Origin of the sequence: Massilia aerilata, from assembly GCF_042656905.1 — a bacterium.
GTDB lineage: Bacteria > Pseudomonadota > Gammaproteobacteria > Burkholderiales > Burkholderiaceae_D > Telluria > Telluria aerilata.
This window is the reverse complement of the sequence record NZ_JBHSMZ010000016.1, coordinates 373,285-398,439: the sequence shown is the minus strand read 5'-3', so window position 1 is coordinate 398,439 and position 25,155 is coordinate 373,285. Positions and strand designations below refer to the sequence as shown.

The following is a 25,155-nucleotide window of genomic DNA, read 5'->3' as shown; positions in this document are numbered from 1 at the left end:
TTCCTTTCATGACAGCTTGCGGTTCCAAACTTGCCCGCCCCAGGCGGCGGTGAATCCGATACCAAGCCAGGTCAGCACCGAGGCGATGGTCGCCGTGCCGTGGAAGCCGACCACGTCGGCCAGCGCCACGTTGTCGACCTGGACGCCGATGTACAGCCCGAGCAGGAACAGCACCAGGAAGGTACGCCCGGTACCGCTGCTGCGGCCCAGCAGGCTGGCCAAAGCGGCCAGCGCCAACACGCCGGCCAGCAGGGCGGCGGCGCGCAGCGGGCTCGATGCGGCCAGGCGCAGCATGGCCACGCCGGTGAACATCAGGCCCAGGACGGCGATGGCCGCCAGCTGGCGCCAGTAGCGGCGCGTGCTGCCGCCGGCGACGGCGGCGCCGAGCAGGGCGCAGCCGGCATCGCCGTCGCGGGTCGGCAGGTCGCTCACCAGCACGCCCCAGCAGGCCACGCAGGCCAGGGCCAGCGGCGGCAGCGCGTGCAGGTCGACGGCCAACGCCGCCACCGATGCCGCCAGCAACAGGGCGATCGCCGCCGGCGCCGTGGCCAGGGTCAGGGCGACGTCGGCCAGGGCCTGGCCGGCAATCCCCGGCAGGCGCGCGGACAGCGCGAACATCGGCTGCGCCAGGCGCGCCAGCGGGCGCAGCCAGCCGTTGAGCAGGGCCAGTGGCGAACGGCGTGCGCGCGAGCGCGCCGGCTTGACGCGGTCGGGCGAATAGCGGTGGAACAGGCGCACCGCCGCCAGCAGCGGCAGGCAGGCCAGCAGCGCCGTGACGCAACGGATCGCGATCGTCGCGCCATCCCACATCCACGCGGGCAGCGTGACCGGCGCGCGCTTCGGATCGAAATCGCCGATCCCGAGCATGATGCTGTGGATGTCCAGGTGGTGCGAGAACAGGGTGACGATGGCGCTCATGCCGCTGAAGTCGACGGGGATCGCGGCCGGCGGCCCCGCGCTTTCGGTCACCGCGGGCAGCATCGCCATCTGGCCGACCCAGAGCAGGAAGTACAGCAGGTCGCCGCGCTTGCCCATCAGCGGCGCCCAACTGTCGAACAGCATGGCGCAGCCGGCGGTGAACAGGATCATCGGTCCCAGCACCAGCAGATAGGTCTGCAGGTAGACCAGCGGCTCGATCGGCCCCTCGCCGCGCACGGCGTGGCAGACCAGCACGGTGGCCATGAAGGCGCCGGCCAGCGCGGCCAGGTAGAGCACGCCGCCGCACCAGCGGCCGATGATGCACAAGGCGTTGCCGGCCTGGCTGGCGCCGATCACGCCGCCCAGGCCGCTGCGCAGGTCTTCGGCCATGCGCCCGCGCAGCAGGTAGAAGCCGGCCAGCGCGAACAGCAGGGTCGCCTGCGAAGCGCTGCCCAGCGCCAGCGCGGAACTCGTGTAGCGCACGCGCGCGCCGCCGGCCGAGATCAAGGTGTGGCCGCCCGCCGGGTCCGAAATCACCAGCCAGCTGATCGCCACCACAACGAGCAGCGTCACCAGCGTCGACAGCCGGCGCAGGCGCAGCCGCGCTTCCAGCAGCGCCAGGGTGCGGACGGCGTGCGCGCTCATCTTCTCTTTCATGCGGCTTCCTTCACCGCATAGCGCTGCGCCATCAGCGCTTCCTCCAGGCTCGGCTCGGACGGCTGGGCGCCGGCGCAGGGCAGGCTGGGATGGGCGATCCGCAGCGCCATCCGGCCGCCCTGGCGCGCCGCGTGCAGCACGTGGGTGGTGGCGCGCAGGCGCTCGTATTCGTCGCTGTCGACATTCGCGGCCCACACCTGGCCGCGCGCGCGGCCGAGGATCGCATCCGGCGTGTCGCAGGCGACCAGGCGGCCGTTGCGCATGATGGCCAGCTGGCCGGCGATACTCTCGACGTCGGACACGATGTGGGTCGAGATGATGACCAGCTTGTCGAAGCCCAGCTCCGCCAGCAGGTTGCGGAAGCGCAGCCGCTCTTCCGGATCGAGGCCGGCGGTGGGTTCGTCGACCACCAGCACGTCCGGGTCGTTCAGCAGGGCCTGGGCGATGCCGAGGCGGCGCAGCATGCCGCCCGAGAAGCTGCTGGCCTGGCGCCCGGCCTGGTCGTGCAGGTTGACCAGTTCGAGCAGGCGGCGGATGCGGGCGGGATCGCGCACGCCCTTCAGTGCCGCGAAGTACTGCATGAATTCGAGCGCCGAGACGTTGCGGTAGACGCCGAAGTCCTGTGGCAGGTAGCCCAGGCGGCGCCGGATCGTCTCCGGTTTGGCGACGATGTCCTGGCCGTCGAACAGGATGCTGCCGCTGGTCGGCTTGGCCAGCGTGGCGATCATCTGCATCAGCGTGGTCTTGCCGGCGCCGTTGTGGCCGATCAGGCCGACCACGCCTGGTTCGAGGCGCAGCGACAGGCCGGCGACCGCCGTGACCTGTTTGCCGAAGGTTTTGGTGACGTCCTGCAGTTCCAGCATGATGCGCTCCGACCGGTGGGGATACGCTACTGTAGGCCGGAGCAGGCGTGCGGGTGTCCGCGATGCGACAGAGTGTAGGTTTGGCGGTATGAACGGTAAGCCGCCGAACTTGCCCCTCGGTGTGGCCGGACTTCGGCCGCAAGTGGGATCAGTCCAGATCGTCCTCATCCGCGCCGCGTTCGAGGCGCGGGATGACCTTCACCAGCAGGATGCGCGGCCCGTTGGTCTTCTTGACCACCACGTCGAAGCGCGGGAACTCGATGCGCTGGCCCTGCTTGGGGATGTCGCCCAGCTTGGCCATCAGCAGGCCGCCCACCGATTCGACCTCATCGAGGCCCATCGCCTCGTTGTCGATGTCGATGCCCATCACGCGCTCGAGCGAGACGATGGGCAGGCTGGCCTTGCCGATGAAGGTGCCGTCCGCCTGGCGGATCCAGTCGTTCTCGTTGACCTTGAACTCGTCGCGGATCTCGCCGACGATGGCGCCCAGCAGGTTGTCGAGCGTGATGAAGCCCACCGGACGCTTGCCCTTTTCGCCGATCAGCGCGAAGTGCGGCGCACCGGTGCGGAAGCGGCGGAACAGTTCGAGGGCCGGGGTGCGCGCCGAGATGGTCTCGACCGGGCGCAGGTATTCCGTCAGGCTTGATACGATCTTGCCGCCTTGCTGGGCGAAGAACAGGTCCTTCATGTGGATCACGCCCAGCACTTCCTCGCCTTCCTCGTCGAAGTAGGGATAGCGCGAGAAGCGGTTGCGGCGCATCGCATCGAGGTTCTGTTCGAGCGAGCGGCTGGCGTACAGCGCGCTGACCTCGTTAATCGGCCGCATCAGGTCCGCCACCGAGTGCTCGCCGAATTCCAGCGACTGCGCCAGGATGTGGCGCTCGTCGTGGGTGAACTTTTCCTTTTCGCCCGTGGTACTGGTGTTCGTACGCAGGATCAGCTTCAGTTCGTCGTTCGAGTAATGGGTTTCGTGGCTGCCGGCGCCGGACAGGCCGGCCACGCGCAGCACCATGTTGGCGCTGGCGTTCAGCAGCCAGATCGCCGGGTACATCGCCCAGTAGAAGCCGTACAGCGGCAGCGCGCTCCACAGGCCCACCGCTTCCGGAATGCGGATCGCCAGCGACTTCGGCGCCAGCTCGCCCACCACGATGTGCAGGAAGGAGATCACGCCGAAGGCGATCACGAAGGACACGCCGTGGATCAGCTGTTCGTTGGTCACGCCGAGCAGGGCGAAGGCCGGTTCGAGGATGCGCGCGAAGGCCGGTTCGCCGACCCAGCCCAGGCCCAGCGAGGCGAGGGTGATGCCGAGCTGGCAGGCCGACAGGTAGGCGTCGAGCTGGCTATGGACCTTGTAGAGGATGCGGCCGCGCAGGCCGCCGCTTTTCGCAATTGCGCGCACGCGGGTCTTGCGCAGCGTGACGATACCGAATTCGGCCGCCACGAAGAAGCCGTTCAGCACCACCAGCAACAGCGCCAGAACGACAAGTAATATATTTTGCATACAGATGTAGGTTAATCAACAGGCAATGCCGGCACCATTGTACAGCTAGGCCGCTCCCGCCGCGAGGATGGCCTCGACCGCCGGATGCTTGATCTTGCGTTCGTTCGAGATCACGTAGAACTGCTCGCGCACGCCCGGCACCGCGCCAGCCTGCACCGCGCCGAACTGGGCTTCGATGTCGGCGGCCAGCGCCGCCGGCGCGAAGAACAGGCCGAGGCCGCGCCGTCCGAAAGTGTTGAGCAGGGCGTTGTCCTCGAATTCGCCGACCACGTCCGGTTTTACATTGGCCTGCAGGAACCATTCGTCGATCTTGCCGCGCAGGGCATTATTACGCGTCGGCAGCAGGAAGGGCGCGCCGTTCAAATTCTTCGGGAAATCCTTCCCCCACTCGGCCGCCAGTCCGGGCAAGCCCACCACCAGCATCTCGCTCGAGAACAACTGGTGGCTGAATACCTTCAGCGCGCTGCCCGGCTGCACTTCGCGGTCGGTCAGCACCACGTCCAGCTTGTGCAGGGCGAGGTCGGCCAGCAGGGCATCGAAGTTGTCTTCGTAGCAGACCAGGCGCACCTTCTTTTCGATGTTCATCGCCGCTTCCAGCATGCGGTAGGCTGACAGCTTGGGCAGGGAATCCGAGATGCCGACCGACAGCCGCACCCGCCCGCTGTCCGCCTCCGTCACCGCTTCCTGCATCTGCAGGCCGAGCAGGAAGATCTGGTCGGCGTAGTTCATCGCCACCCGCCCGGCCTCGGTCAGCACCAGGCGCCGGCCCTGCTGCGAGAACAGGGTCTTGCCCAGCGATTGCTCGAGCAGGGTCAGCTGCGAACTGACGGTCTGCACGGCCAGGCCCAGGCGCTCGGCGGCGCGTGTGATGCCGCCTTCCTTGGCGACCACCCAGAAGTAGTAGAGATGGCGGAAATTCAGGTCACTCTTCATTGTCTCAGTATTTTTCGAAGTAATACTCTCATTATCTTCGCTTTTTCCTTTCCCGTCACCCCTCTACACTGCGCTATATCAACAACGACACAAACCAAGGGACCAACCAAGATGAAACATTTTCGGGTGTCATTCATTGTCACCGCACTCTGCCTGGCTGCATCGGCATGGTGGGGCTATACGCACGGCGGCCTGTCCACGGCGCTGACCGCGGTCGGCATCGCCGCCATCCTGGCCGTGATGGAAGTCTCGCTGTCCTTCGATAACGCGGTGGTGAACGCCTCGGTGCTGAAGACCTGGGACGAATTCTGGAAGAAGCTGTTCCTTGGCGTGGGCATCATCATCGCCGTGTTCGGCATGCGCCTGCTGTTCCCGCTGGTGATCGTCGCGGTGGCGGCCGACCTGGGCATGGGCGACGTCTGGAAGATGGCGCTGGAGAACCCGAAAGAGTACTCGATGCACCTGACCAACCACCACGCCGAGGTGGCGGCCTTCGGCGGCATGTTCCTGCTGCTGGTCTTCCTGAACTTCCTGTTCGACGACGAGAAGGAACACCACTGGCTGGGCCACTTCGAGGAGAAGCTCGGTTCGCTGGGCAAGGTGTCCTCGATCTCGGTGATGATCGCGATCGGCGCCCTGATGGCCAGCCTGTCCATGGTGGCCGAGGGCCAGAAGATGGTGGTGCTGATGTCGGGCCTGTGGGGCATCCTGATCTACGTCGGCGTCGATGTGCTGTCGAACATGCTCGAGAAGTCGGAAGAGGGCGGCGGCGAGGTCGGCGACATGGTCAAGCGCGGCGGTATCGGCGGCTTCCTGTACCTGGAAGTGCTGGATGCATCGTTCAGCTTCGACGGCGTGATCGGCGCCTTCGCGATCACCAACGACGTCGTGATCATCATGCTGGGCCTGGCGATCGGCGCGATGTTCGTGCGTTCGCTGACGGTCTACCTGGTGGACAAGGGCACGCTCGACCAGTTCGTCTACCTGGAGCACGGCGCCCACTACGCGATCGGCATCCTGGCTTTCATCATGCTGGCCAGTATGAAGTACCACGTGCCCGAGATGGTGACCGGCCTGGCCGGCGTGGCCTTCATCGGCGCCTCGGTGTGGAGCTCGATCCGCTACCGCAAGCGTATGGAAGCGATGGGCCTCGGCCACAAGGAATTGGTGGACGTGAAATAAAGAATCTGCAGCGAACGGCAGAACACCAGTTCGCAGCAGTAGTACCAAGGGTGTTCAACCAAAAAGGAGATTCAAATGGCTATCAGTCTGCAAAAAGGCGGCAACGTCAACCTGTCGAAAGAAGCACCGGGCCTGGTCAACATGAAGGTCGGCCTGGGCTGGGACGTGCGCGCCACCGATGGCGCCGCATTCGACCTGGACGGCGTCGCGTTCCTGCTGAACCAGTCGGGCAAGGTGCGCTCGGACGCCGACTTCATCTTCTACAACAACGCCAAGTCGGCCGACGGCTCGATCGTCCACTCGGGCGACAACCGCACCGGCGAAGGCGAAGGCGACGACGAGAGCCTCGGCATCGACCTGAGCAAGGTGCCGGCCGACGTCGACCGCGTGGTGCTGGCCGTGACCATCCACGAAGGCGATACCCGCCGCCAGAACTTCGGCATGGTCGGCAAGGCCTTCATCCGCTGCGTCAACGCCGCCAACAACAGCGAGATCGCCCGCTACGACCTGTCGGAAGACAGCTCGACCGAAACCGCGATGATCTTCGGCGAGGTCTATCGTAACGGCGCGGACTGGAAGTTCCGCGCGGTCGGCCAGGGCTTCAACGGCGGCCTCGGCCCCCTCGCCAAGAACTACGGCGTGAACGTTTAATTCTTTTCTCAACAAGACAGGGGGACATCGATCCCCCTCCATGGGAGCCAAGCCAAATGCCTAAATTTACTGTGACCGGGGATATCGATCCCTTCCTGCACGTGTCCATGCGCCACGGCGAAACCATCTATTGCGAATCCGATGCGATGGTGATGATGGAATCGACGCTCGACCTGAAGGGCAAGATGCGCGGTGGCCTGGGCAGCGCCCTGATGCGCACCTTCGCCAACGGCGAGTCCTTCTTCCAGCAGCACATCGAGGCGACCCGCGGCGACGGCGACTGCCTGCTCTCGCCGACCCTGCCGGGGGCGATGCAGATCGTCGACTGCGGCGCGGGCAGCCAGTACATCATCAGCGACGGCGCCTTCGTCGCGGCCAGTTCCGGCGTCGACCTGAAGGTGCGCACCCAGAGCGTGGGCAACGCCCTGTTCGCGGGCAGCGGCGGCTTCTTCGTCACCGAGACGCAGGGCGCCGGCCAGGTGGTCGTGTCGGGCTTCGGCTCGATGAGCGTGCTGGACGTCGAACCGGGCAAGGACGCGATCATCGACAACTCGCACGTCGTGGCCTGGGACTCGACCCTGCGCTACGAAGTCTCGATCACGACCGGCACCAGCGGCGGCTTCCTGGGCAACCTGATCAACAGCCAGACCAGCGGCGAGGGCATCGTCCTGCGCTTCTCGGGTCGCGGCAAGATTTACGTCTGTTCGCGCAACCGCGCCGCATTCAAGGCCTGGATGCAGGCGCCGGCGCGCTGAGCGGATCTCAACACACATAAAGGAGTATCGCCATGGCAGTCAACCTGCAAAAAGGTCAGAAGATCTCGCTGGAGAAGGAAGCCGGCGGCGCGCTGTCGCGCGTCACGATGGGCCTGGGCTGGGACGTCGCCAAGAGTAAAGGCTTCTTCGGCTTCGGCGGCGGCGCCGGGCAGCCGGTCGACCTGGACGCCTCGGTGGTCCTGTTCGACGAGAGCAACCGCCCCATCGACGTGGTCTGGTTCCGCCAGCTGAAGAGCAAGGACGGCAGCATCGTCCACACCGGCGACAACCGCACCGGCGCCGGCGAGGGCGACGACGAGCAGATCGTGGTCGACCTGCGCAGCGTGCCGCCGCAGGTGAAGTCGCTGGTGTTTACCGTGAACAGCTTCACGGGCCAGAACTTCTCGACCGTGGAAAACGCCTTCTGCCGCATCTTCGACACCGGCAGCAGCAAGGAAATCGCGCGCTACGACCTGTCGGTGCAGGGCTCGCACACGGCCCAGATCATGGCCAAGCTGTACCGCCACAACGGCGAATGGAAGATGCACGCGATCGGCGAAAACGGCAGTGGCCGCACCTTCGACGACCTGATGCCGCTGATTACGCCGCATCTATAACTGTATAAACCGTTTCCAGTAGTTCCCCGCGCGGACACCGTCTCCGTCCGCGCGTTCCCGGCCCGGGCGGCTTGGCGTCCGGGTTCTTTTACGGCTCCCTTTGCGGAGCCGTCTTTTTTTCCGGCCTCAAAGCACCTGCATGGCGCGCACGCAGTCCCGGCCGCCGCGCTTGGCCTCGTACATCAGCTTGTCGGCAGCCGCAATCAGGTCGCGCAGCGCCGGGCCATCTTCCATGTCGGCGGCGCCGGCCGCGACACCGAAGCTGGCGGTCGTGCGGATGTGTTCCTGCCCGTAGGCCGACAGGGTGGCCGCCGCGGCAAACCGGCTGCGCAGCCGTTCGGCCAGCGCGATGCCCTCGTCCAGCGTGGCGCCCGGCAGGACCGCCAGGAATTCCTCGCCGCCGTAGCGGATGACGCTGTCCAGGCCTTCGCGCGTCATCGCGGCCAGCAGCCGCGCAAAACTCCGTATGACTTCGTCGCCGTCGGCGTGGCCATGGCTGTCGTTGATGTGCTTGAAGTTGTCGATGTCGCACAGGACGACGGCCACGCGCGCATGCTGGCACAGGGCCTGCTGCGCCAGCGGCGTCATGAGCTTTTCGTGCAGGTAGCGCCGGTTATGGCAGCCGGTCAGGTGGTCGCGTTCGGCCGCATGCCGCAGTTCGACCTGCGCCCGGTATTCCTCGCGCGAGATGCGGTTGAAGCGCCGCGCCGCCAGCGCGCCGAAGGCGTTCGTGAGGAACAGCAGCATGCTCATCGTGACCACGTCGGTGAAATTCATCCGGCCCTGGCCCAGGGCGATGGCCACGAACACGGCGGTGGAAGAGAAAGCCAGCAACAGGGTATTGACGAAACTGTTCGGGATGTAGAGGTAGACGACCATCAGCATGATCGCCAGCGACATCGCGTGCCAGTGGAATTCCGCCGGACGGTAGATGGCGATGATCATGAAGCAGCCCAGCGCCACCGCTTCCGCCACGGAGGCGGCAAGCCGCATCGCGGGCACCGTCAGCGGCCGCCGGTAGGCCAGCCACGTGCAGGCGCCAGCCGTGAGCGCGACCACCATGCGCGCGCTGAACAGCGTCAGGAATGCCTCGCCGAATCCGAGCGCGGCCAGGTCGGTGACCGCGAACGCCACATAAAACAGCGTGCAAAAGGCCAGCGTGAAGCCGAGCAGGGGCTGGGTCTGCGGCTGCTGATGGTGCAGAAACGCGGTTTCGCTGCCAGGTGACGCGAACTCGCCGGTCAGCGGGGCGATCTGCGCGAGGGAGGAAAAAGACATGGCGAGGCTTGGACGACAGGATGCCCGGTATTTTGACAGATTGACGTAAGGAAATAGTCACGCTTTCTAACCCTTGCAAAAAAAGCTTGACGGCGCAAATCGCGAGTATTAGTGTATTAATCAATTAATACACTAGACAGCATGACCGACCATACCGCCAACCTGTTTTCGATCGCGACCGGCTCGTCCGAACCGATCTACCGCCAGCTCGTCGAGCAGGTACGCCGCCTTGCCGCCGCCGGCCAGCTCAAGCCGGGCGACGCCATGCCCTCGGTGCGCGAGATCGCATCGAACCTGGCCCTGAACCCGATGACCGTCTCCAAGGCCTACGGCCTGCTCGAAATGGACGGGGTGCTGGCGCGCCGCCGCGGGCTGGGCATGGTCGTCGCCGACTTCGCGCCGGCCAAGCCGGCCGACCGCGCGGAACTGCTGCGCCCCGCGCTGGAGCGGGCTGCCCTCGAGGCGCGCCAGCTCGAGCTCGACCCCGACACCGTCCTGACTTTGTTCGCTACCATCCTGAAGGAAGCACCATGAGTACCTCGCTCGTCCAGATGTCGTCCGTCACCAAACACTTCGGCGCCCGCCAGGTGCTCGACCGCCTCGACTGGCAGGTGGCGCCCGGCCAGGTGATCGGCCTTCTGGGCCGCAACGGCGCCGGCAAGTCGACCCTGCTCGAGTGCATGCTCGGCCTGCGCGAGCTCGATGGCGGCAGCATCCAGCTGTTCGGCGAGGAGGCGGCCGCGCTGTCGGACCGCGCCCGCGCCGGCATCGGCTACGTGCCGCAGAAGTCCGACCTGTTCGAGTGGCTCACGCCGACCCAGATGCTGGACTATTTCCAGGCCATGTACCCGCGCTGGAACAAGGCCAAGGTCGAGAACCTGCTGTCGCGCTGGGGCTTCGACGCGCTCAAGCGCAACAGCCCGATCAGGAAGCTGTCCGGCGGCGAGCAGCAGCGCCTGTCCATCATCCGCGCCCTGGCCCACGAGCCGGAGCTGCTGGTGCTGGACGAGCCGGTGTCGGCGCTCGACCCGGTCGGCCGTCGCGACTTCCTGCGCGAGCTGGTCGACCAGGTGATCGAGCGCGGCACCACGGTGGTGTTCTCGACCCACATCCTGTCCGACCTCGAACGCGTGGCCTTCGACCTGGCCTTCCTGAAGGACGGCAGGATCGCGCTGCAGGGCCAGACCGACGCCTTGCTGGAAGGCGCGCGCCGCATCGTCGCCGCGCCGCATGCGCTGCCGGCGGGACGGCTGGACGGCGAGCTGCGCCGCACCCACGAAGGCGCGATGACCAGCGTGATCGTGCAGGCGGCCGGCGCGCAGCTCGAACAGCTGGCCGGCAAGCCGGGCGTGCGCGTCGAGGCGCTCAGCCTGGAAGATCTGTTCATCGAGATGACCCGCGAGGTGAACAAATGAGTGCAGCAATGAGTGCGCGGACGGGCGCATGGCGCGACTACCGCAGCATCTGGTCTGCCACCGTCAGCGGCCGCGATTCGCGTTCCAGCCAGTGGCTGAACTGGCTCGCCTTGCTGCTGCTGGTGGTCGGATTCATCGCGCGCGCCATCGGCCTGATGCCGGCGGCGGTGTTCCCGAAGTTCGAGGTGGCCGTCGCGGCGGGCTGGCTGGCGATGGTCTGGATGGTCCTGTTCATCCCGGCCTCGGTCCTGATGAATTCGGCGTCGAATGCCCGGCTGGTGCCACGCCAGCGCCGCCGCCTGATACAGATGGCGGCCGGCAGCTGGGTGCTGATCGTCGCCGGCGCGAGCTTCGCCTGCGGTGGCTGGGAATACTTCCCACTGATTGCCACCTACCTGCTCGGCGCGGCCCTGGTGCGTACCGGGATGCGCCAGGCAATGGTCCTGTTCGTCTTTTCCGCGAACTGGCCGCTGATTTCCAGGCGCGTGCTGCCGGCGGAGCTGGTGCAGGCCATGACCAGCACGCCCGGGCTGGCGCTCGAAAGCGTGGCGCTGCTGCTGCTGTCGGCCTGGACCCTGCTGCGCCTGTACCCGGCCGGCGGCGACCGCCACCTGGAGGGCCATGCCAAGGTCGCGGCCACCATCAAGAGTCAGGAGGCGCGTACCATGCGGGCCCAGCGCGGCGCGTCCTGGAGCAGCCGCCTTGCCTACGGCCCGGCGCTGCGCAAGGACTGCCGCCAGGGCGACCCGGTCGCGCTGCTGATGCATGCGCTCGGCCCGGTGGGACACTGGACCGCCTGGATCGTCGGCGCGGCCATCATCCTGGCCATCAGCCTCGGGCTGCGCCTGGTGCCGCTGATGCTCGGCCGCCCGCTGGCAGAGGGCGCAAACGACTGGCTGCTCGGCTTCGGCATGTCGGGCTCGGGCTTCATGGTCATGTTCTGCACCGCCCACATCGTCCAGCAATTGCGCACGAACGCCGGAGAGCAGGCCTTGTTGCGCCTGGCGCCGCTGACCGGTAACGCGGCCTTGCTGAACCGCCGCATGGCCACGGGCCTGCTCAAGGCGGGCCTGGGCAGCTGGGCCATGCTGGCGGGCGTGATCCTGCTGTCGGCCTGGCTGCTCGGCGCCAACGGCACGATCCTGGCGCGCTACCTGGCGGTGTGCTGCCTGGGCGGTCAGCTGGCGATGACCGGGCTGCTGGGCGACCTCGGGCGCGCCGTGCCGAACTACGACTGGGAGCGCTTCATCAAGCTGGCGCTGCAGGCCGGCTGCAACCTCGCGATCGCCTTCGCCCTGAGCCTGCTGGGCGGCGTGTCCTCGGTCTGGCTGGCGCTGGTCAGCGTGATCGGCGCAATGCTGGTGCTGGCGCTGGGCTGGCGCAGGATGCTGGCATCCGGTCCGGCCTTCCCGGCAGGGCGCATGAGCTAAGCGAGAGCTACCACTCGCGCCATTCGCTGGCCGGCCCCTCGCCGTTGCCGTATTCCGAAGGATCGAGGCCGGCGGCGGTGGCGATGGTGTTGACCAGTTCGCAGAGCTGCTCGCGTTCCTCGGTCTCGATCAGGCGGTCGTCCTCGTCGTCCAGGTCGTTCAGGGCCAGGACCGCCTGCTCGAAGGCCGCCAGCTTGAGCTCGTCGTCCGCGTTCACGCCGAGCTTTCCCAGGTCGGCGATCAGCTTGTCGAAGATTTTCGTGAAGGCCGCGCAGGCCTCCGGGCTGTACTGATCCAGCCCGCTCTCGCCCCAGCGCTGGAACGGGTAGTCGGCCTTCGCGGCCTTCAGCTTGTTCAGGTAGTCCTGCATGCTCATGCTTTGGTCTCCTCAATGTCCGCGCTTCTGCACCAGCGCCGTGCCGATGCCGTGGCGGTGTCCTTCGCTGACCGCGGTCACGGTCCCATCCGGATTGAACACGATCGCGTTCGCCGCGCCGATTTCTTCGGGCGCCGGGCTGGTTTCCCACTTGTGGCCGAAGTTCTCCAGTCCCTTCGCCTGCATGCTGCCGGCGAAGCCCGGCTCCACCGATGTCTCTTTCGCGTTCCTCTGCGACAGGCGCGGCGCGTCGATCGCCTTGTCCATGCTCATGCCCAGGTCGAGGTGGTTGACGATGGTCTGCAGCACGGTGGTGATGATGGTCGCGCCGCCCGGGCTGCCGATGGTGAAGGCCGGCTTGCCGTCCTTGAGCACGATGGTCGGCGCCATGCTGGAGCGCGGGCGCTTGCCGGCTTCCGGAATGTTCGGCGCCGGGCCGGTGAAGTCGAAGTCGGTCATCTCGTTATTCAGCAGGAAGCCGTAGCCCGGCACCACGATGCCGCTGCCGCCCCAGGACTCGATGGTGAAGGTGTAGGCGACCACGTTGCCTTCCTTGTCCGACACCGTCAGGTGGGTGGTGTGGGTGCCTTCCTGGATCAGCTTCTGCTGCGGGCGCAGCGGGAAACTCTGGTCGTTCTCGTATAAAAAGGCGTCGCCGGCCGGGACCACGCCGGCCGCCTTGTCGGCGCGGATCAGCGAGCGGCGCTGGGCCGCGAACTGCTTCGACAGGATGCCGTCGACCGGCGCGTCGACGTATTCCGGGTCGGCCAGGTAAGCGTTGCGGTCGGCGAAGGCGAGGCGGCTGGCTTCCAGGTACAGGTGCTCGACGTTCGGGCGCGGCATGCCTTTCAGCTCGTAGCCTTCGAGGATGTTGAGCGCCTCGGCCACCGCGATGCCGCCGCTGCTGGGCAGGGGCATGCCGTAGATGTCGTAGCCGCGGTAGGTCGAGCGGATCGGCTGGCGGATGCGCGCCTCGTAGTTGGCCAGGTCGGCCAGCGACATGGTGCCGGGGCGCACCTGGGCACCGTTCGCCAGCGGCGGGCGGTTGACCGCATCGACCAGCGCCTTCGCCATCGGTCCTTCGTAGAAGGCCTTGTAGCCGCGCGCGGCGATCTCCCGATACGCCTTGGCCATGTCCGGATTTTTTAGCGTACTGCCGGTCGTGACCGCCTTGCCGTTCCTCAGGTACAGCTGGCTGGTGCTCGTGAACTGCTGAAATTTTCTTTCATTTTCGGCCGTTAACTTGTGAAAAGTTTCACTGATCGGAAAGCCCTTCGTGGCCACGTCGATGGCCGGCGCCAGCACCTGCTTGAAGGACATTGTGCCGTAGCGCTGCAGGGCCTCGTGCCAGCCGCGCACCGTGCCGGGCACGCCCACCGCGGCGCCGCTGGCGACCGCGGTGTCGAAGTCGATCGGCTTGCCGTTTTCCAGGAACACGGCCGGGCTGAAGGAACTCGGGGCCGTCTCGCGGTGGTCGATCGTGATCACGCGCTTGTCCCTGGCCAGGTAGATGACCATGAAGCCGCCGCCGCCGATGCCGCAGCTGAACGGGTCGGTCACGCCCAGGGTGGCGGCCGCGGCGACCGCGGCGTCGATCGCATTGCCGCCTTTGTTCAGGATGGCGATGGCCGATTCGGAGGCCTTTTCGCTGATGGTGGCGACCGCGCCGCCGGTCCCGGTGGCGACCGGCGTTTTGGCGAACGCCAGCGGCGGTGTGAGAACGATGGACAGGATCAGTGCGCCGGCGAGGGCTTTCGCGGATGTGGTCATGGGCTGGTGATGTTGAGCGTGACGGGAATGACGTCGCCGGGGCGCGTCGCAGTGGTGTTGCGCACCGGCGGAATGCTGGCCGGATCGAGCGCCACGCGGGCGCCGTGCAGGGCCCTGGGCCTGGCGGCCAGCTGGTCCGGGCCGAGCGCGAATTCTTCGCGGCCGTCCGGGCCCTCCAGCGCGAACTGGAAGCTCAGCTTGCCCGCCCAGACGCAGCGCGCGTTGGCCGGGCAGCGGCTGTCGCTGAAGCTGTCGTAGCTGAGGGTGGTGTTGCCGGACAGGCTGACGCGCTGGCCCGGCTGCAGCGGATAGGTGCCGTCCTTGAGCGGCGCGCTGGCGCATCCGGTCAAGCCGATCAGAACAAGCGGAGCGAGCAACCTCATTGCATCTTTCCGGTTATTTGCGGAAAGCCAATCATAGCAAAGATGCCAGGCAGAGCAGGGCACGGTCGTGTTGCGCAAGTGTGGCGCGCGTGCGGCGAACCCGTGCGCACGGTTGGGCATATTGACTATTTCTTAATGCATTCCGGTATGATTGGGCTCAATTTCATCAAATCCGTTCCGGCAGAGAGATGCGCATGACGACACAGACTAGGCGTTTTGGCGGGTTCGGCATCGACCAACTGCGCCAGCAACTGGAAGACCGCATCGCCGGGCACCTGGTGCAGAGCCCGGAGCAGGCGGATCTGCTGACCCTGGCCATGCGCGCCGGCGCGCTCGGCGCCGGCAAGCGCATGCGGCCGCTGCTGCTGATGCTGGTCGCGCGCGACCTCGGCTGCGATTCGAAGGCCCTGGTGGACGTCGCCTGCGCGGTCGAGATGGTGCACGCTGCCTCGCTGATCCTCGACGACATGCCGTGCATGGACAACGCCATGCTGCGCCGCGGCGAGCCCACCATCCACGTGCGCTTCGGCGAAGACGTCGCCATCCTCGCCGCCATCGGCCTGCTCAGCCGCGCCTTCGGCATCCTGGCCGCGGCCGAGGAAATCCCGGCGGCGATCCGCGCGCGCCTGGTGGCCAAACTGTCGGAAACGGTGGGCGACCAGGGGCTGGCCAAGGGCCAGTTCCTCGACCTGCACGGCGAGCGCCGCACCGCCGCCGAGATCGCCGTCACCAACGAACTCAAGACCGGGGTGCTGCTGGGCGTGGCGGTCGACATGGCCGCCATCATTGCCGAATCCGACGATTGCGTGGCCGAGTCGCTGCGCGCGTTTGCGCTGGCGGCCGGCCAGGCCTTCCAGATCCGCGACGACTTCCAGGACGGTCCCGGCAACGACAGCGCCCACACCGGCAAGGACACCGGCAAGGACCTCGGCAAGCCGACTTTCGTCAACACCCTCGGCCATGAAGAGGCGCGGCGCCGGCTCGAACGCCACCTCGTCGATGCCGAACGCCACCTGCACGCGGCGCTGGGCGGCGCGGGACATACGCGCCGCTTCGTCGCCGGCCTGTTCGCCCGCAGCCAGGACGGCGCGGCCTTCGCACCGGGCGCGGCGGCCCACCTGCATGCGTCCGGCGCCAGCGTCAGCCTGGCGCGCCACTGATAGCGGAGGGAGAAGCGGCATGGCGCACTTCGGCGTGGTCGCACCGGCCTTCTACAGCCACTTCAGCGCGCTGGCCGCGCTCGGCCTCGAGCTGGTCAAGCGCGGCCACCGCGTGACTTTCCTGCAGCGGGCGGACGCGCGTATCTATCTGAAGGATCCGCGCATCGGCTTCCATGCGCTGGGCGCCGGCACCCATCCGCCCGGATCGCTGGCGGCCTCGCTGCGGCGCGCGGCCAATCCAGGCGGTCCGCTGGGCCTGCGCCAGGTGATCCTCGACATGGCGCGCGGCACCGACATGCTGTGCCGCGAATTGCCGGCCGCGCTGCAGACCTTGGGCATCGACGCCCTGATCGCCGACCAGATGGAGGCGGCCGGCGGCCTGGTGGCGGAGGCCGTGGGCCTGCCTTTCGTCTCGGTGGCGTGTGCAATGCCGGTCAATCGCGAACCCGGCATTCCGCTGGCGGTGATGCCCTTCGCGTATGCCGACAGCGAACAGGCCGAGCAGGTGGTGGAGGGCAGCACCCGAGTCTACGACTGGATGATGCGCCCGCTCGGCGCGGTCATCGAAGCGCAGGCGCGCCGGCTCGGTCTGTCGAAGCGAAGCGGCCTGCACGAATGCCTGTCGCCGCTGGCCCAGATCAGCCAGACCACCGAAGCCTTCGATTTTCCGCGCCGCGCTCTGCCGCCGTATTTCCACCATGTCGGGCCGCTGCGCGCGCCGGTCGATCCCGGTGCGGCGGCGCCGACCCCGCTGCCGCCCATAGCCCCGGACCGTTACTTCGTGTTCGCCTCGATGGGCACCCTGCAGGGCCACCGCTTCGGCATCTTCAAGCGTGTCGCCAAGGCGTGCCGCCGGCTTGACGCCCAACTGCTGGTCGCCCATTGCGGCGGCCTCGACGCGGCGCAGGAAGAAGCGCTCAAGCGCGCCGGCGCCAGCTGGGTCTGCGCGTTCGCGCCGCAACGGGAAGCGCTGGCGCGCGCCGATGCCGTCGTGTCGCACGCCGGCATCAACACGGTGATGGACGCCGTCGAGGCGCGCACGCCGATCCTGGCGATGCCGGTCACCTTCGACCAGCCGGGCACCGCCGCGCGCATCCTGCACGCCGGGATCGGCCTGCGCGCATCGATGCGCCTGGCCGGCGCCGGCACCATCGAGCGCCAGCTGCGGCGCCTGTTCGGCGAAGAGCAATTCATCGAGCGGCTCGACGCGCAGGCAGCCGGCCTGGCCCGGGCCGGCGGCACGCCGCGCGCGGCCGACATCGTCGAAGCAGCCGTGCGCCTGCGCCGCAGCGAGGACCGGCTGGCGCGCGCCGACGGCGGGGCAAGAGCGCCGGCATGAGCGGCCAGCCCTGGGACCTGATCCTGGCCGGCGGCGGCCTGGCGAACGGCCTGATCGCCTGGCGCCTGGCGCAGCGCCGGCCCGAGCTGCGCATCCTGCTGCTGGAGCAGGGCGAACACCTGGGCGGCAACCACACCTGGTCCTTCCACGACAGCGATCTCGACGCCGGCCAGCTGGCCTGGATCGCGCCGCTCCTGTCGCACCGCTGGCCGCGCTACGAGGTGGTGTTCCCGCAGCTGCGGCGCACCCTGGAGGGCGGCTATGCCAGCATCGCCTCGCAGGATTTCGCGCGCGTGGTCGAAGCGGCGCTGGGGCCGGCGCTGCGCCTGCGGGCGCGCATCGCCACGGTCAGTCCGACCCGGGTCGTGCTCGAAGACGGCGAAGTGCTGGAAGCGCGCGCCGTGATCGACGGCCGCGGCATGCGCGCCAGTTCGCGGCTGGCGCTGGGCTGGCAGACCTTCCTCGGCCAGGAAGTGTCGCTGAAAGAGCCGCATGGGCTCAACGCGCCCATCATCATGGATGCCGGCGTCGAGCAGCAGGGCGGCTACCGCTTCGTCTACGTGCTGCCCTTCGATACGCAGCGCCTGCTGATCGAAGACACCCACTACGTCGACAGCGCCGCCTGGGAACCCGGACGCCTGCGCGCCAACATCGCCGCTTATGCGCAGGCGCGCGGCTGGCGCATCGACCAAGTGCTGCGCGAGGAAGAAGGCAGGCTGCCGATCGTGCTGGCCGGGGACTTCAACGCCTACTGGGACGACCTGGCCGGCCAGCCCAGCGCCGGCCTGCGCGCGGGCCTGTTCCACTCGACCACCGGCTATTCGCTGCCGCACGCGCTGCGGCTTGCCGAGCGCATCGCCGGCATGCGCGCGCTCGACGCACCGAGCCTGTTCGCCGCCATCCGCGACGAGGCAGCGCAGGAATGGCGGCGCCAGCGCTTCTTCCGCCTGCTGAACCGCATGCTGTTCCTGGCGGGCAGTCCGGACCGCCGCTGGCGCGTGATGCAGCGCTTCTACCGCCTGCCGGCCTCTCTCATCCGGCATTTCTACGCCGGCCGCCTGAGTTTGCAGGACAAGGCCCGCCTCCTGTCCGGCAAGCCGCCGGTGCCCGTGGGCCAGGCTTTCATCGCCGCCTGCAAGATCCACCCTCACCAGATCGGAAAAGCAGAATGAACGCACGGAATATCGACGCGCGCCGCGCGGTGGTCATCGGCGCCGGCTTCGGCGGGCTGGCCCTGGCCATCCGCCTGCAGGCCCGCGGCATCCAGACCACGCTGCTGGAAAAACGCGACAAGCCGGGCGGCCGCGCCTACGTGTATGAAGACCAGGGTTTTACTTTCGACGCCGGCCCCACCGTCATCACCGATCCCTCCTGCATCGAAGAACTGTTCACGCTGGCCGGCAAGCGCATGGCGGATTACGTCGAGATGCTGCCGGTATCCCCCTTCTACCGCCTGTGCTGGGAAGACGGCAGCCACTTCGACTACGCCAACGACCAGGAGGCGCTGGACCGCCAGATCCACGCGCGCAACCCGCGTGACGTGGAAGGCTACCGCCGCTTCCTGGCCTATTCCAAGGCGGTGTTCGCGGAGGGCTACCTGAAACTCGGCGCCGTGCCTTTCCTGTCCTTCCGCGACATGATCGCCGCCGGCCCGCAGCTGGCGCGCCTGCAGGCCTGGCGCAGCGTGTACAGCATCGTGTCGCGCTTCATCCAGGACGAGCAGCTGCGCCAGGCTTTCTCCTTCCACTCGCTGCTGGTGGGCGGGAATCCCTTCGCGACGTCTTCGATCTACACCCTGATCCACGCCCTCGAACGCGAGTGGGGCGTGTGGTTCCCGCGCGGCGGCACCGGCGCCCTGGTGCGCGGGCTGGTGCGCCTGTTCGAGGATCTCGGCGGGCGCATCGAGCTGAATGCGTCCGTGGCGCAGATCGAGGTCAGCGGCATGCGCACCACCGGCGTGCGGCTGGCGGACGGACGCGCCTTCGCGGCGGACGCGGTGGCATCGAACGCCGACGTGGTCCATACCTACGCGAAGCTGATGAACCAGCACCCGCGCGGCCTCGCGCAAGGCGAGTCGCTGGCGAAGAAGAAGTTTTCCAACTCCCTGTTCGTGCTTTACTTCGGCCTCGACACGCACCACAGCCAGCTGCGCCACCACACGGTCTGCTTCGGGCCGCGCTACCGCGAGCTGATCCGCGATATCTTCAAGGGCGAGACCCTGGCCGAGGATTTTTCGCTCTACCTGCACGCCCCCTGCGTCACCGATCCTTCGCTGGCGCCGCCCGGCTGTGGCAGCCACTACGTGCTGGCGCCCGTGCCCCACCTCGGCAATGCGCCGATCGACTGGGAAGAGGAGGGGCCGAAGTACCGCGAGCGGATCTTCGACTACCTTGAGCAGCGCTACATGCCGGGCCTGCGCAGCCAGCTGGTCACCAGCCGCATCTTCACGCCGCTGGACTTCCGCGATCAGCTCAACGCCCATCATGGCTCGGCGTTCTCGCTGGAGCCGCTGCTGACCCAGAGCGCCTGGTTCCGCCCGCACAACCGCGACGCCGAGCTGGCCAACCTCTACCTGGTCGGCGCCGGCACCCATCCCGGCGCCGGCGTGCCCGGCGTGATCGGCTCGGCCAAGGCCACGGCGGGATTGATGCTGCAGGCGCTGCAGGAAGGTGTGCGCGCATGAACGAGGCATTGCTTGACCATGCCGAGAACACCATCGCGGTCGGCTCGAAAAGCTTCGCCGCCGCCGCCAGGCTGTTCGATCCGGACACCCGGCGCAAGGTGCTGATGCTCTACGCCTGGTGCCGCCACTGCGACGACGTGGTCGACGGCCAGGAACTTGGCTTTAATGCCGCGCCGCGCGAGCAGCACGACGCGGCGGACAAGCTGGCCGGGCTGCGCGAGCAGACCCGCCGCGCCTATGCGGGCGAGCGCATGCGGGATCCCGCCTTCGCCGCCTTCCAGGAAGTCGCGCTGCGGCACGCCGGAGTGCCGCGGATCGCGCCGCGCTACGCCTTCGACCACCTGGACGGCTTCGCGATGGACGTCGAGGGCGCGCGCTACGAAACGATCGCCGACACGCTGCGCTACTGCTACCACGTGGCCGGCGTGGTCGGCCTGATGATGGCTGCCATCATGGGCGTGAGCGACCCGCGTGTGCTGGACCGCGCCTGCGACCTGGGCCTGGCGTTCCAGCTGACGAACATCGCGCGCGACATCGTCGAGGATGCGCAGGTTGGACGCTGCTATGTGCCGGCCCAGTGGCTGCGCGAGGCGGGCATCCCCCTCGATGAGATCGCGCTGCCGCAGCACCGGACCAAGCTGGCGGCGGTGGCGGCGCGCCTGGTCGATGCCGCCGAGCCGTATTACGACTCGGCCCTGGCTGGCATCGCGGACCTGCCGCTGCGTTCCGCCTGGGCGATCGCCACCGCGCGCAAGGTCTACCGGCAGATCGGCGTCGTGGTCAGGCAGCGCGGCGCGCGGGCCTGGGACGAGCGGGCAGGGACCTCGAAGGCGACCAAGCTGCGCCTGCTGGCCGAAGGGGGCGTGCAGGCCCTCAGTTCGCGTCTTGTGAAGGCGCGGAGGCCGCGTCCGCCGGGCCTGTGGCAGCGTCCGGGCGCCGCTGGCGAAGGGGGCCCCGGTGCAGCGCATGCAACTCCCGCTTGAGGACGTCCACGGGCGGCGCGTACAGGAAGCCGAAGGACACCGCGCCCTCCTTGCCGGCCACCGCATGGTGCATGCGGTGGGCCTGGTAGAGGCGCTTCAGGTAGCCGCTGCGCGGCACGTAGCGGAAGGGCCAGCGCTGGTGCACCAGGCCGTCGTGCGCCACGAAATAAAGGAAACCATAAGCCGTCATGCCGGCGCCGATCCACTCCAGCGGATGCCGGCCCAGCGTGGCGCCGGCGTGGATCAGGGCGATCGCCACGCCCGCGAACACGATGGCGTAGAGGTCGTTCTTCTCGAACCATCCCGTGCGCGGCTCGTGGTGCGAGCGGTGCCACGCCCAGCCGAAGCCGTGCATCACGTACTTGTGCGCGACGATGGAAAAGACTTCCATCAGGATCACGGTGGCGATAAGAATGAGGGCGTTGAGCAGCATGGAAGCAGCCTACCATAATCGTTTGAAAGGACACGCATGACCCGATTCATTCAGCTATTCACTGGCGTTCTGCTGCTGGCGGCCGCCGCCGGCGCCCCGGCCGCCACCGTCGAAGTCCGCGTCACGGCGGTGGAAGGCGGCAAGGGCATGCTCCGCGTCGCCGTGTGCGACCGCGAGCGCTTCCTCAAGCAGTGCATCTACACTGCCTCGGCGCCGGCGCGCGAGGGCGAGAACGTGATCGCCGTGCCGAACGTGCCGAAGGGCGGCTGGGCCGTGCTGGTCTACCAGGACGAGAACGGCAACGCCGAGCTGGATCGCAATTTCATCGGCATCCCGAAGGAGAACTACGGCTTCAGCCGCGATGCGCGCGGCAAGTTCGGGCCGCCGGGTTTCGAGGACGCGGTCATCGAGGTCAGGGATGAGGTGACGGTGGCGTCGGTCCGGCTGCACTGACGAGCGATGGCGCGACGACCAGGGCGATCAGCCAGCCCAGGAAAGAGAAGCCGCGCCAGACACCGAAAAAGCAGAACAGATAGACCGCAAATTGGGCAGGCTGGAAGCTGCGCAGCGAGGGCAGCCCGGCGGCGTCGAGCAGATAACGCGTCGTTAAAGCGGTCATGAAGCTGACCACCAGGATGAACCACCACTTTTTTTCGAGCCGGGACATCGTGTGTTCCTGAGTTGAGTGAGACGCGTGCAGCGCGCCTGCGCGCCACGGACGAGCGGCGACTGGCATTATTGCTCCAATACCCCAGGGGAGCAATGGAAGATGTGGTGGGAGCAAAGCTGGCTGACGATACAGCAGGAATTCTCGGACCTGGGCGACGCCCAGGACATCACGCGCGTGGTGGTGCGCCTGATCGTCGCCGTGGCCCTCGGCGGCCTGCTGGGCTACGAGCGCGAGTCGGTCGGCGCGCCGGCGGGGCAGCGCACCCACATGCTGGTGGCGCTCGGCTCGGCGATCTTCGTCCTGATCCCGCTGCAGGCCGGCATGAAGATCGAGGACCTGTCGCGCGTGCTGCAGGGCGTGACGGCGGGCATCGGCTTCCTCGGCGCCGGCGCCATCCTCAAGCTGCGCGACCGTAACGACATCAAGGGCCTGACCACGGCCGCCAGCGTGTGGCTGACCGCGGCCGTCGGGGTGGCGGCCGGGATGGGCAGGGAGACCACGGCGGTGGTCAGCGCCGTGTTCGCATTCGTGATCCTGTCGCTGCTGCGGCGCAGGGACAAGCACTGACCCCGCCAGGGCTCAGGCGAGGTAGGGCTGGTAGGCGATCCCGTCGCGCATCTGGCCGACCAGCACCCGGCTGCCCGCGCCGGCCAGCTGCAGCGCATAGCCCCAGCCGGCCGAATCTTCCTGCTTGTTGTTGGCGAAGACGATGGTGCCGTCGCCTTCGGTATCGGTGGTCGCGACGAAGTGCACGTTCAGCACGGTCTCGATGTAGGCCAGCACCGCCTTCGTATAAGTGAGCTGGGCGGCGTTGAAGGGCTTGAAGCCATTCTGATCGTCGGCGCTGAAGAAGCTCGGCGGCGTCTGCGCGAAGGCATAGCCGATCGTGTGCGCCGGGCCGAGCGTTGCGGCGACGAAGGGCAGGCGGTCGTAGACCAGGGCATCGATCCAGTAGGGCAGCTTCTTGACGCCCGGCGCCCAGGTCCAGTCCTCGATCGCCGGGTCGGCCTTGTACCAGTCGACCCGGATCGTGCCGCTGTCGTGGCCGCCGGAATCGTAGGTCAGGTCGGTGCGGCCATGGATCTCGTAGTGGTCGTCGCCCTCGCCGCCGACCAGGGCGTTCAGTCCGCTGCCGCCGTCGAGGCTGTCGTTGCCACCCTCGCCGAGCAGGAAGTCGTCGCCATCGCCGCCCAGCAGGGTGTCGTTGCCGCTGTCGCCTTGCAGGTAGTCGTCCCCGGGGCCGCCATCGAGCAGGTCGATGCCGCCGTTGCCGAAGATATCATCGTCGCCGGCGCCGCCGTGGATGTCTTCATTGGCCGGGGTCCCCTTCAGGCTGTCGTCGAAGGGCGTGCCGTCGATGCGGATCGAGCCGATGGGCGGGATGGAAATGGTCACAGGGCCCCCTTGCTGGGAAAATATAACGATATCCCATCTTGCCCAGGGGGAAATCCGCGCTTTGTCACCTTTGTTCAATTAATCCCGGTTTGGCGCGCCCAAGGGGAACAGGTGGCGGAACGGACGCGCCTCGTCCACCGCGCGGGCGAAGGACGGGCGGGCCAGCAGGCGCGCGCGGTAGGCGCGCAGCACGGGAAAATCCGCCGCAATCGGGTTGACCCAGTCCGCGTAGAACAGCGAGGGTGCGGCGGCGCAGTCGGCCAGGGTGAAGTCCTCGCCTGCAGCCCAGTTCTTGCCGGTGAGCCGCTGTTCAAGCCAGGCGTAGGCCCAGGCCAGCTTTTCCGTGGCGTGGGCAAGGCCCTCGCTGTGTTTGACCGCATCGCCGCTCAGGGCGCCGGCGACGGCATGCTGGACGGGCGACATGACATGCAGGTCGAAGAAGCGGTCGAGGAAGCGCACATCCAGCGCGGCCATGGGATCGGCCGGCAGCAGTGCCAGCTTGTCCGGGTGGGTCAGCTGCAGGTATTCGATGATGATGCTGGTTTCGGCCAGGTCGCGGTGACCATCGACCAGCAGCGGAAACTTGCGCAGCGGCCAGCGGCGCAGCCACTCCGCCGCGTGCTCGGGCGTATCCGGTCCGAGACTGCGGAATTCGAAAGAGAGGGCGGCTTCGTAGAGCGCGATGAGCACTTTCTGGGTGTAGGAGGAAAAGGGATGACCGTAGAGCTGGAGTGGCATGGCGGGAGCGCTTTCTTCAGGGTTCGAACGGAGGGATGGCCACTCTAACCCGAGTTGGCGTATGCTTGTCAATTCAACCATCATGAGAGAGTGCAACGATGCCGCGTCTGACCGCCACCGATTTCGATCCTGAAGTGCTGAAGCTGTTCGACGGCTATGTCCACGGCCGCCTGTCGCGCCGCGACTTTCTCGCGCGGGCGGGACGCTACGCGGTCGGTGGCGCCACCGCGGCCACCTTGCTGGCCCAGCTGTCGCCATCCTTCGCCGCGCCCATGGTGGCGGCAAGCGACGCGCGCCTGAAGACCAGCTACCAGGCGTTTCCATCGCCGCAGGGCTACGGGACGGTGAGCGGCTACCTGGCCATGCCGGCCAACGCCAAGAGCAAGCTGCAGGTGATCCTGGTGGTGCACGAGAACCGCGGCCTGAATCCGCACATCGAAGACATCGCGCGCCGCCTGGCGCTGGAAGGCTTCATTGCCTATGCGCCGGATGCGCTGTTCCCGTTGGGCGGCTATCCGGGCGACGAAGACAAGGCGCGCGCCCTGTTCCCCAAGCTGGACCAGGCCAAGACCCGCGCCGACTTCATTGCGGCCTTCCACGCGCTGGCAGCGCTGCCGCAGGGGACGGGCAAGGTGGGCGTGGTCGGCTTCTGCTACGGCGGCGGCATCGCCAACTACCTGGCCACCCAGCTGCCCGAGCTGGCGGCGGCCGTGCCTTTCTACGGCTCGCAGCCTAGCCCGGCCGAGGCGGCGAAGATCCGCGCGCCGCTGATGATCCACGACGCCGGCAAGGACGAACGCATCCTGGCCGGCTGGCCCCCCTACGAAGCCGCGCTGAAGGAAAGCAAGGTGAACTACCAGCACTTCGTCTACGCCGGCGCCGAGCACGGCTTCAACAACGACACCACCCCGCGCTACGACGAAGCGGCGGCCAAGCTGGCCTGGGACCGTACGGTCGCCTTCTTCAAGGAAAAGCTGGGCTGAGTTTAATCAACATCAAACCGGGGTCAGAGCCTGATTTTTGGC

At 67.5% G+C, this 25,155-nt stretch carries 27 protein-coding genes; 15 read left to right on the top strand and 12 right to left on the bottom strand.

The features are described 5' to 3' along the window. Window positions 1-6 precede the first annotated feature (6 nt). From ACFPO9_RS21250 to nhaR, 4 genes are all read right to left on the bottom strand, one after another. Entirely contained in the window at window positions 7-1,575 is a 1,569-nt protein-coding gene (locus tag ACFPO9_RS21250; RefSeq protein ID WP_379774560.1) for a hypothetical protein, read from the bottom strand. Beyond that, complete coding sequence (locus ACFPO9_RS21245; RefSeq protein WP_379774557.1) at window positions 1,572-2,438, bottom strand: ABC transporter ATP-binding protein; 867 nt, start codon at window positions 2,436-2,438, stop codon at window positions 1,572-1,574. The genes ACFPO9_RS21250 and ACFPO9_RS21245 overlap by 4 nt, the downstream gene beginning before the upstream one ends. A gap of 148 nt (window positions 2,439-2,586) precedes the next feature. Beyond that, window positions 2,587-3,939: a hemolysin family protein gene (locus tag ACFPO9_RS21240; RefSeq protein WP_379774554.1), complete on the bottom strand. Its 1,353-nt coding sequence runs from the start codon at window positions 3,937-3,939 to the stop codon at window positions 2,587-2,589. Between the two features lie 45 nt (window positions 3,940-3,984). Further along, window positions 3,985-4,872 carry a transcriptional activator NhaR gene (nhaR, locus tag ACFPO9_RS21235; RefSeq protein WP_379774552.1) on the bottom strand — a complete coding sequence of 296 codons (888 nt, stop codon included), beginning with the start codon at window positions 4,870-4,872 and terminating at the stop codon, window positions 3,985-3,987. A gap of 111 nt (window positions 4,873-4,983) precedes the next feature. On the opposite strand from nhaR, the gene ACFPO9_RS21230 reads away from it, so the two are divergent. The 4 genes from ACFPO9_RS21230 (at window position 4,984) to ACFPO9_RS21215 (ending at window position 8,077) form a co-directional block, all read left to right on the top strand. Beyond that, a complete protein-coding gene (locus ACFPO9_RS21230; protein ID WP_379774549.1) occupies window positions 4,984-6,054 on the top strand; it encodes a DUF475 domain-containing protein in 1,071 nt (356 codons plus the stop codon). 75 nt (window positions 6,055-6,129) lie between these two features. After that, the gene (locus ACFPO9_RS21225) at window positions 6,130-6,705 is read left to right on the top strand and encodes a TerD family protein (RefSeq protein WP_379774546.1); all 576 of its coding nucleotides are present in this window, start codon (window positions 6,130-6,132) and stop codon (window positions 6,703-6,705) included. 56 nt (window positions 6,706-6,761) lie between these two features. Then, entirely contained in the window at window positions 6,762-7,460 is a 699-nt protein-coding gene (locus ACFPO9_RS21220; protein ID WP_379774543.1) for a TIGR00266 family protein, read from the top strand. A gap of 32 nt (window positions 7,461-7,492) precedes the next feature. Next, window positions 7,493-8,077: a TerD family protein gene (locus tag ACFPO9_RS21215; RefSeq protein ID WP_379774541.1), complete on the top strand. Its 585-nt coding sequence runs from the start codon at window positions 7,493-7,495 to the stop codon at window positions 8,075-8,077. A 126-nt stretch (window positions 8,078-8,203) separates the two neighbouring features. On the opposite strand, the gene ACFPO9_RS21210 is transcribed toward ACFPO9_RS21215, so the two are convergent. After that, window positions 8,204-9,355: a GGDEF domain-containing protein gene (locus ACFPO9_RS21210; RefSeq protein ID WP_379774539.1), complete on the bottom strand. Its 1,152-nt coding sequence runs from the start codon at window positions 9,353-9,355 to the stop codon at window positions 8,204-8,206. A gap of 141 nt (window positions 9,356-9,496) precedes the next feature. Here ACFPO9_RS21210 and ACFPO9_RS21205 point away from each other — a divergent pair, with 141 nt between their 5' ends. Genes ACFPO9_RS21205 through ACFPO9_RS21195 form a run of 3 tightly spaced genes read left to right on the top strand, consistent with a single transcriptional unit; the run spans window position 9,497 to window position 12,200 of the window. Beyond that, on the top strand, window positions 9,497-9,889 hold the full coding sequence (locus ACFPO9_RS21205) for a GntR family transcriptional regulator (protein WP_379774536.1): 393 nt from the start codon (window positions 9,497-9,499) through the stop codon (window positions 9,887-9,889). Next, complete coding sequence (locus ACFPO9_RS21200; protein WP_379774533.1) at window positions 9,886-10,770, top strand: ABC transporter ATP-binding protein; 885 nt, start codon at window positions 9,886-9,888, stop codon at window positions 10,768-10,770. Before ACFPO9_RS21205 ends, ACFPO9_RS21200 begins: the two co-directional genes overlap by 4 nt. An 8-nt stretch (window positions 10,771-10,778) precedes the next feature. After that, complete coding sequence (locus ACFPO9_RS21195; protein WP_379774530.1) at window positions 10,779-12,200, top strand: hypothetical protein; 1,422 nt, start codon at window positions 10,779-10,781, stop codon at window positions 12,198-12,200. A gap of 7 nt (window positions 12,201-12,207) precedes the next feature. Here ACFPO9_RS21195 and ACFPO9_RS21190 read toward each other — a convergent pair whose 3' ends face one another. From ACFPO9_RS21190 to ACFPO9_RS21180, 3 genes are read right to left on the bottom strand one after another with little or no spacing between them, the layout of a single operon-like run. After that, window positions 12,208-12,576: a hypothetical protein gene (locus ACFPO9_RS21190; RefSeq protein ID WP_379774528.1), complete on the bottom strand. Its 369-nt coding sequence runs from the start codon at window positions 12,574-12,576 to the stop codon at window positions 12,208-12,210. A 12-nt stretch (window positions 12,577-12,588) separates the two neighbouring features. Beyond that, complete coding sequence (gene ggt / locus ACFPO9_RS21185) at window positions 12,589-14,346, bottom strand: gamma-glutamyltransferase (RefSeq protein ID WP_379774525.1); 1,758 nt, start codon at window positions 14,344-14,346, stop codon at window positions 12,589-12,591. Next, window positions 14,343-14,729: a hypothetical protein gene (locus ACFPO9_RS21180; protein ID WP_379774523.1), complete on the bottom strand. Its 387-nt coding sequence runs from the start codon at window positions 14,727-14,729 to the stop codon at window positions 14,343-14,345. The genes ggt and ACFPO9_RS21180 overlap by 4 nt, the downstream gene beginning before the upstream one ends. 194 nt (window positions 14,730-14,923) lie before the next feature. Between ACFPO9_RS21180 and ACFPO9_RS21175 the strand changes: the two genes are divergently transcribed. From ACFPO9_RS21175 to crtB, 5 genes are read left to right on the top strand one after another with little or no spacing between them, the layout of a single operon-like run. Next, window positions 14,924-15,889 (top strand): polyprenyl synthetase family protein, encoded by a 966-nt coding sequence (locus ACFPO9_RS21175; protein ID WP_379774521.1) that lies wholly within the window; start codon window positions 14,924-14,926, stop codon window positions 15,887-15,889. A 19-nt stretch (window positions 15,890-15,908) separates the two neighbouring features. Continuing rightward, window positions 15,909-17,228 carry a glycosyltransferase gene (locus ACFPO9_RS21170; protein ID WP_379774519.1) on the top strand — a complete coding sequence of 440 codons (1,320 nt, stop codon included), beginning with the start codon at window positions 15,909-15,911 and terminating at the stop codon, window positions 17,226-17,228. Continuing rightward, a complete protein-coding gene (gene crtY / locus ACFPO9_RS21165; protein ID WP_379774516.1) occupies window positions 17,225-18,400 on the top strand; it encodes a lycopene beta-cyclase CrtY in 1,176 nt (391 codons plus the stop codon). The genes ACFPO9_RS21170 and crtY overlap by 4 nt, the downstream gene beginning before the upstream one ends. Further along, a complete protein-coding gene (locus ACFPO9_RS21160) occupies window positions 18,397-19,911 on the top strand; it encodes a phytoene desaturase (protein WP_379774514.1) in 1,515 nt (504 codons plus the stop codon). Before crtY ends, ACFPO9_RS21160 begins: the two co-directional genes overlap by 4 nt. Beyond that, window positions 19,908-20,894 (top strand): 15-cis-phytoene synthase CrtB, encoded by a 987-nt coding sequence (gene crtB, locus ACFPO9_RS21155; protein ID WP_379774512.1) that lies wholly within the window; start codon window positions 19,908-19,910, stop codon window positions 20,892-20,894. The genes ACFPO9_RS21160 and crtB overlap by 4 nt, the downstream gene beginning before the upstream one ends. Here the strand turns inward: crtB and ACFPO9_RS21150 are convergent. After that, a complete protein-coding gene (locus ACFPO9_RS21150) occupies window positions 20,785-21,327 on the bottom strand; it encodes a sterol desaturase family protein (RefSeq protein WP_379774510.1) in 543 nt (180 codons plus the stop codon). The genes crtB and ACFPO9_RS21150 overlap by 110 nt on opposite strands. A gap of 36 nt (window positions 21,328-21,363) precedes the next feature. On the opposite strand from ACFPO9_RS21150, the gene ACFPO9_RS21145 reads away from it, so the two are divergent. Continuing rightward, window positions 21,364-21,780 (top strand): DUF2141 domain-containing protein, encoded by a 417-nt coding sequence (locus tag ACFPO9_RS21145; protein ID WP_379774507.1) that lies wholly within the window; start codon window positions 21,364-21,366, stop codon window positions 21,778-21,780. On the opposite strand, the gene ACFPO9_RS21140 is transcribed toward ACFPO9_RS21145, so the two are convergent. After that, on the bottom strand, window positions 21,740-21,994 hold the full coding sequence (locus tag ACFPO9_RS21140; RefSeq protein ID WP_379774504.1) for a hypothetical protein: 255 nt from the start codon (window positions 21,992-21,994) through the stop codon (window positions 21,740-21,742). The two genes, ACFPO9_RS21145 and ACFPO9_RS21140, sit on opposite strands and share 41 nt — an antisense overlap. A gap of 102 nt (window positions 21,995-22,096) precedes the next feature. Between ACFPO9_RS21140 and ACFPO9_RS21135 the strand changes: the two genes are divergently transcribed. Beyond that, window positions 22,097-22,564: an MgtC/SapB family protein gene (locus ACFPO9_RS21135; RefSeq protein WP_379774502.1), complete on the top strand. Its 468-nt coding sequence runs from the start codon at window positions 22,097-22,099 to the stop codon at window positions 22,562-22,564. A gap of 12 nt (window positions 22,565-22,576) precedes the next feature. On the opposite strand, the gene ACFPO9_RS21130 is transcribed toward ACFPO9_RS21135, so the two are convergent. Then, window positions 22,577-23,392, bottom strand: coding sequence for a calcium-binding protein (locus ACFPO9_RS21130; RefSeq protein WP_379774499.1), 816 nt, complete (start codon window positions 23,390-23,392; stop codon window positions 22,577-22,579). A gap of 78 nt (window positions 23,393-23,470) precedes the next feature. Beyond that, window positions 23,471-24,130, bottom strand: a complete 660-nt coding sequence (locus ACFPO9_RS21125) for a glutathione S-transferase family protein (RefSeq protein ID WP_379774496.1) — start codon at window positions 24,128-24,130, stop codon at window positions 23,471-23,473. Window positions 24,131-24,228: 98 nt separating this feature from the next. On the opposite strand from ACFPO9_RS21125, the gene ACFPO9_RS21120 reads away from it, so the two are divergent. Next, on the top strand, window positions 24,229-25,113 hold the full coding sequence (locus ACFPO9_RS21120; RefSeq protein WP_379774493.1) for a dienelactone hydrolase family protein: 885 nt from the start codon (window positions 24,229-24,231) through the stop codon (window positions 25,111-25,113). Window positions 25,114-25,155: the final 42 nt, after the last annotated feature.

What these genes read in the sequence shown, in the direction of transcription:
- ACFPO9_RS21205 (WP_379774536.1), top strand. Translation starts at nt 9,497, where the DNA reads ATGACCGACCATACCGCCAACCTGTTTTCGATCGCGACCGGCTCGTCC.
- ACFPO9_RS21240 (WP_379774554.1), bottom strand. Translation starts at nt 3,939, where the DNA reads ATGCAAAATATATTACTTGTCGTTCTGGCGCTGTTGCTGGTGGTGCTG.
- crtB (WP_379774512.1), top strand. Translation starts at nt 19,908, where the DNA reads ATGAACGAGGCATTGCTTGACCATGCCGAGAACACCATCGCGGTCGGC.
- ACFPO9_RS21175 (WP_379774521.1), top strand. Translation starts at nt 14,924, where the DNA reads ATGACGACACAGACTAGGCGTTTTGGCGGGTTCGGCATCGACCAACTG.
- ACFPO9_RS21135 (WP_379774502.1), top strand. Translation starts at nt 22,097, where the DNA reads ATGTGGTGGGAGCAAAGCTGGCTGACGATACAGCAGGAATTCTCGGAC.
- ACFPO9_RS21150 (WP_379774510.1), bottom strand. Translation starts at nt 21,327, where the DNA reads ATGCTGCTCAACGCCCTCATTCTTATCGCCACCGTGATCCTGATGGAA.
- ggt (WP_379774525.1), bottom strand. Translation starts at nt 14,346, where the DNA reads ATGACCACATCCGCGAAAGCCCTCGCCGGCGCACTGATCCTGTCCATC.
- ACFPO9_RS21170 (WP_379774519.1), top strand. Translation starts at nt 15,909, where the DNA reads ATGGCGCACTTCGGCGTGGTCGCACCGGCCTTCTACAGCCACTTCAGC.
- nhaR (WP_379774552.1), bottom strand. Translation starts at nt 4,872, where the DNA reads ATGAAGAGTGACCTGAATTTCCGCCATCTCTACTACTTCTGGGTGGTC.
- ACFPO9_RS21195 (WP_379774530.1), top strand. Translation starts at nt 10,779, where the DNA reads ATGAGTGCGCGGACGGGCGCATGGCGCGACTACCGCAGCATCTGGTCT.
- ACFPO9_RS21140 (WP_379774504.1), bottom strand. Translation starts at nt 21,994, where the DNA reads ATGTCCCGGCTCGAAAAAAAGTGGTGGTTCATCCTGGTGGTCAGCTTC.
- ACFPO9_RS21215 (WP_379774541.1), top strand. Translation starts at nt 7,493, where the DNA reads ATGGCAGTCAACCTGCAAAAAGGTCAGAAGATCTCGCTGGAGAAGGAA.
- ACFPO9_RS21160 (WP_379774514.1), top strand. Translation starts at nt 18,397, where the DNA reads ATGAACGCACGGAATATCGACGCGCGCCGCGCGGTGGTCATCGGCGCC.
- ACFPO9_RS21225 (WP_379774546.1), top strand. Translation starts at nt 6,130, where the DNA reads ATGGCTATCAGTCTGCAAAAAGGCGGCAACGTCAACCTGTCGAAAGAA.
- ACFPO9_RS21180 (WP_379774523.1), bottom strand. Translation starts at nt 14,729, where the DNA reads ATGAGGTTGCTCGCTCCGCTTGTTCTGATCGGCTTGACCGGATGCGCC.
- crtY (WP_379774516.1), top strand. Translation starts at nt 17,225, where the DNA reads ATGAGCGGCCAGCCCTGGGACCTGATCCTGGCCGGCGGCGGCCTGGCG.
- ACFPO9_RS21200 (WP_379774533.1), top strand. Translation starts at nt 9,886, where the DNA reads ATGAGTACCTCGCTCGTCCAGATGTCGTCCGTCACCAAACACTTCGGC.
- ACFPO9_RS21120 (WP_379774493.1), top strand. Translation starts at nt 24,229, where the DNA reads ATGCCGCGTCTGACCGCCACCGATTTCGATCCTGAAGTGCTGAAGCTG.
- ACFPO9_RS21190 (WP_379774528.1), bottom strand. Translation starts at nt 12,576, where the DNA reads ATGAGCATGCAGGACTACCTGAACAAGCTGAAGGCCGCGAAGGCCGAC.
- ACFPO9_RS21145 (WP_379774507.1), top strand. Translation starts at nt 21,364, where the DNA reads ATGACCCGATTCATTCAGCTATTCACTGGCGTTCTGCTGCTGGCGGCC.
- ACFPO9_RS21245 (WP_379774557.1), bottom strand. Translation starts at nt 2,438, where the DNA reads ATGCTGGAACTGCAGGACGTCACCAAAACCTTCGGCAAACAGGTCACG.
- ACFPO9_RS21220 (WP_379774543.1), top strand. Translation starts at nt 6,762, where the DNA reads ATGCCTAAATTTACTGTGACCGGGGATATCGATCCCTTCCTGCACGTG.
- ACFPO9_RS21230 (WP_379774549.1), top strand. Translation starts at nt 4,984, where the DNA reads ATGAAACATTTTCGGGTGTCATTCATTGTCACCGCACTCTGCCTGGCT.
- ACFPO9_RS21210 (WP_379774539.1), bottom strand. Translation starts at nt 9,355, where the DNA reads ATGTCTTTTTCCTCCCTCGCGCAGATCGCCCCGCTGACCGGCGAGTTC.
- ACFPO9_RS21125 (WP_379774496.1), bottom strand. Translation starts at nt 24,130, where the DNA reads ATGCCACTCCAGCTCTACGGTCATCCCTTTTCCTCCTACACCCAGAAA.
- ACFPO9_RS21250 (WP_379774560.1), bottom strand. Translation starts at nt 1,575, where the DNA reads ATGAAAGAGAAGATGAGCGCGCACGCCGTCCGCACCCTGGCGCTGCTG.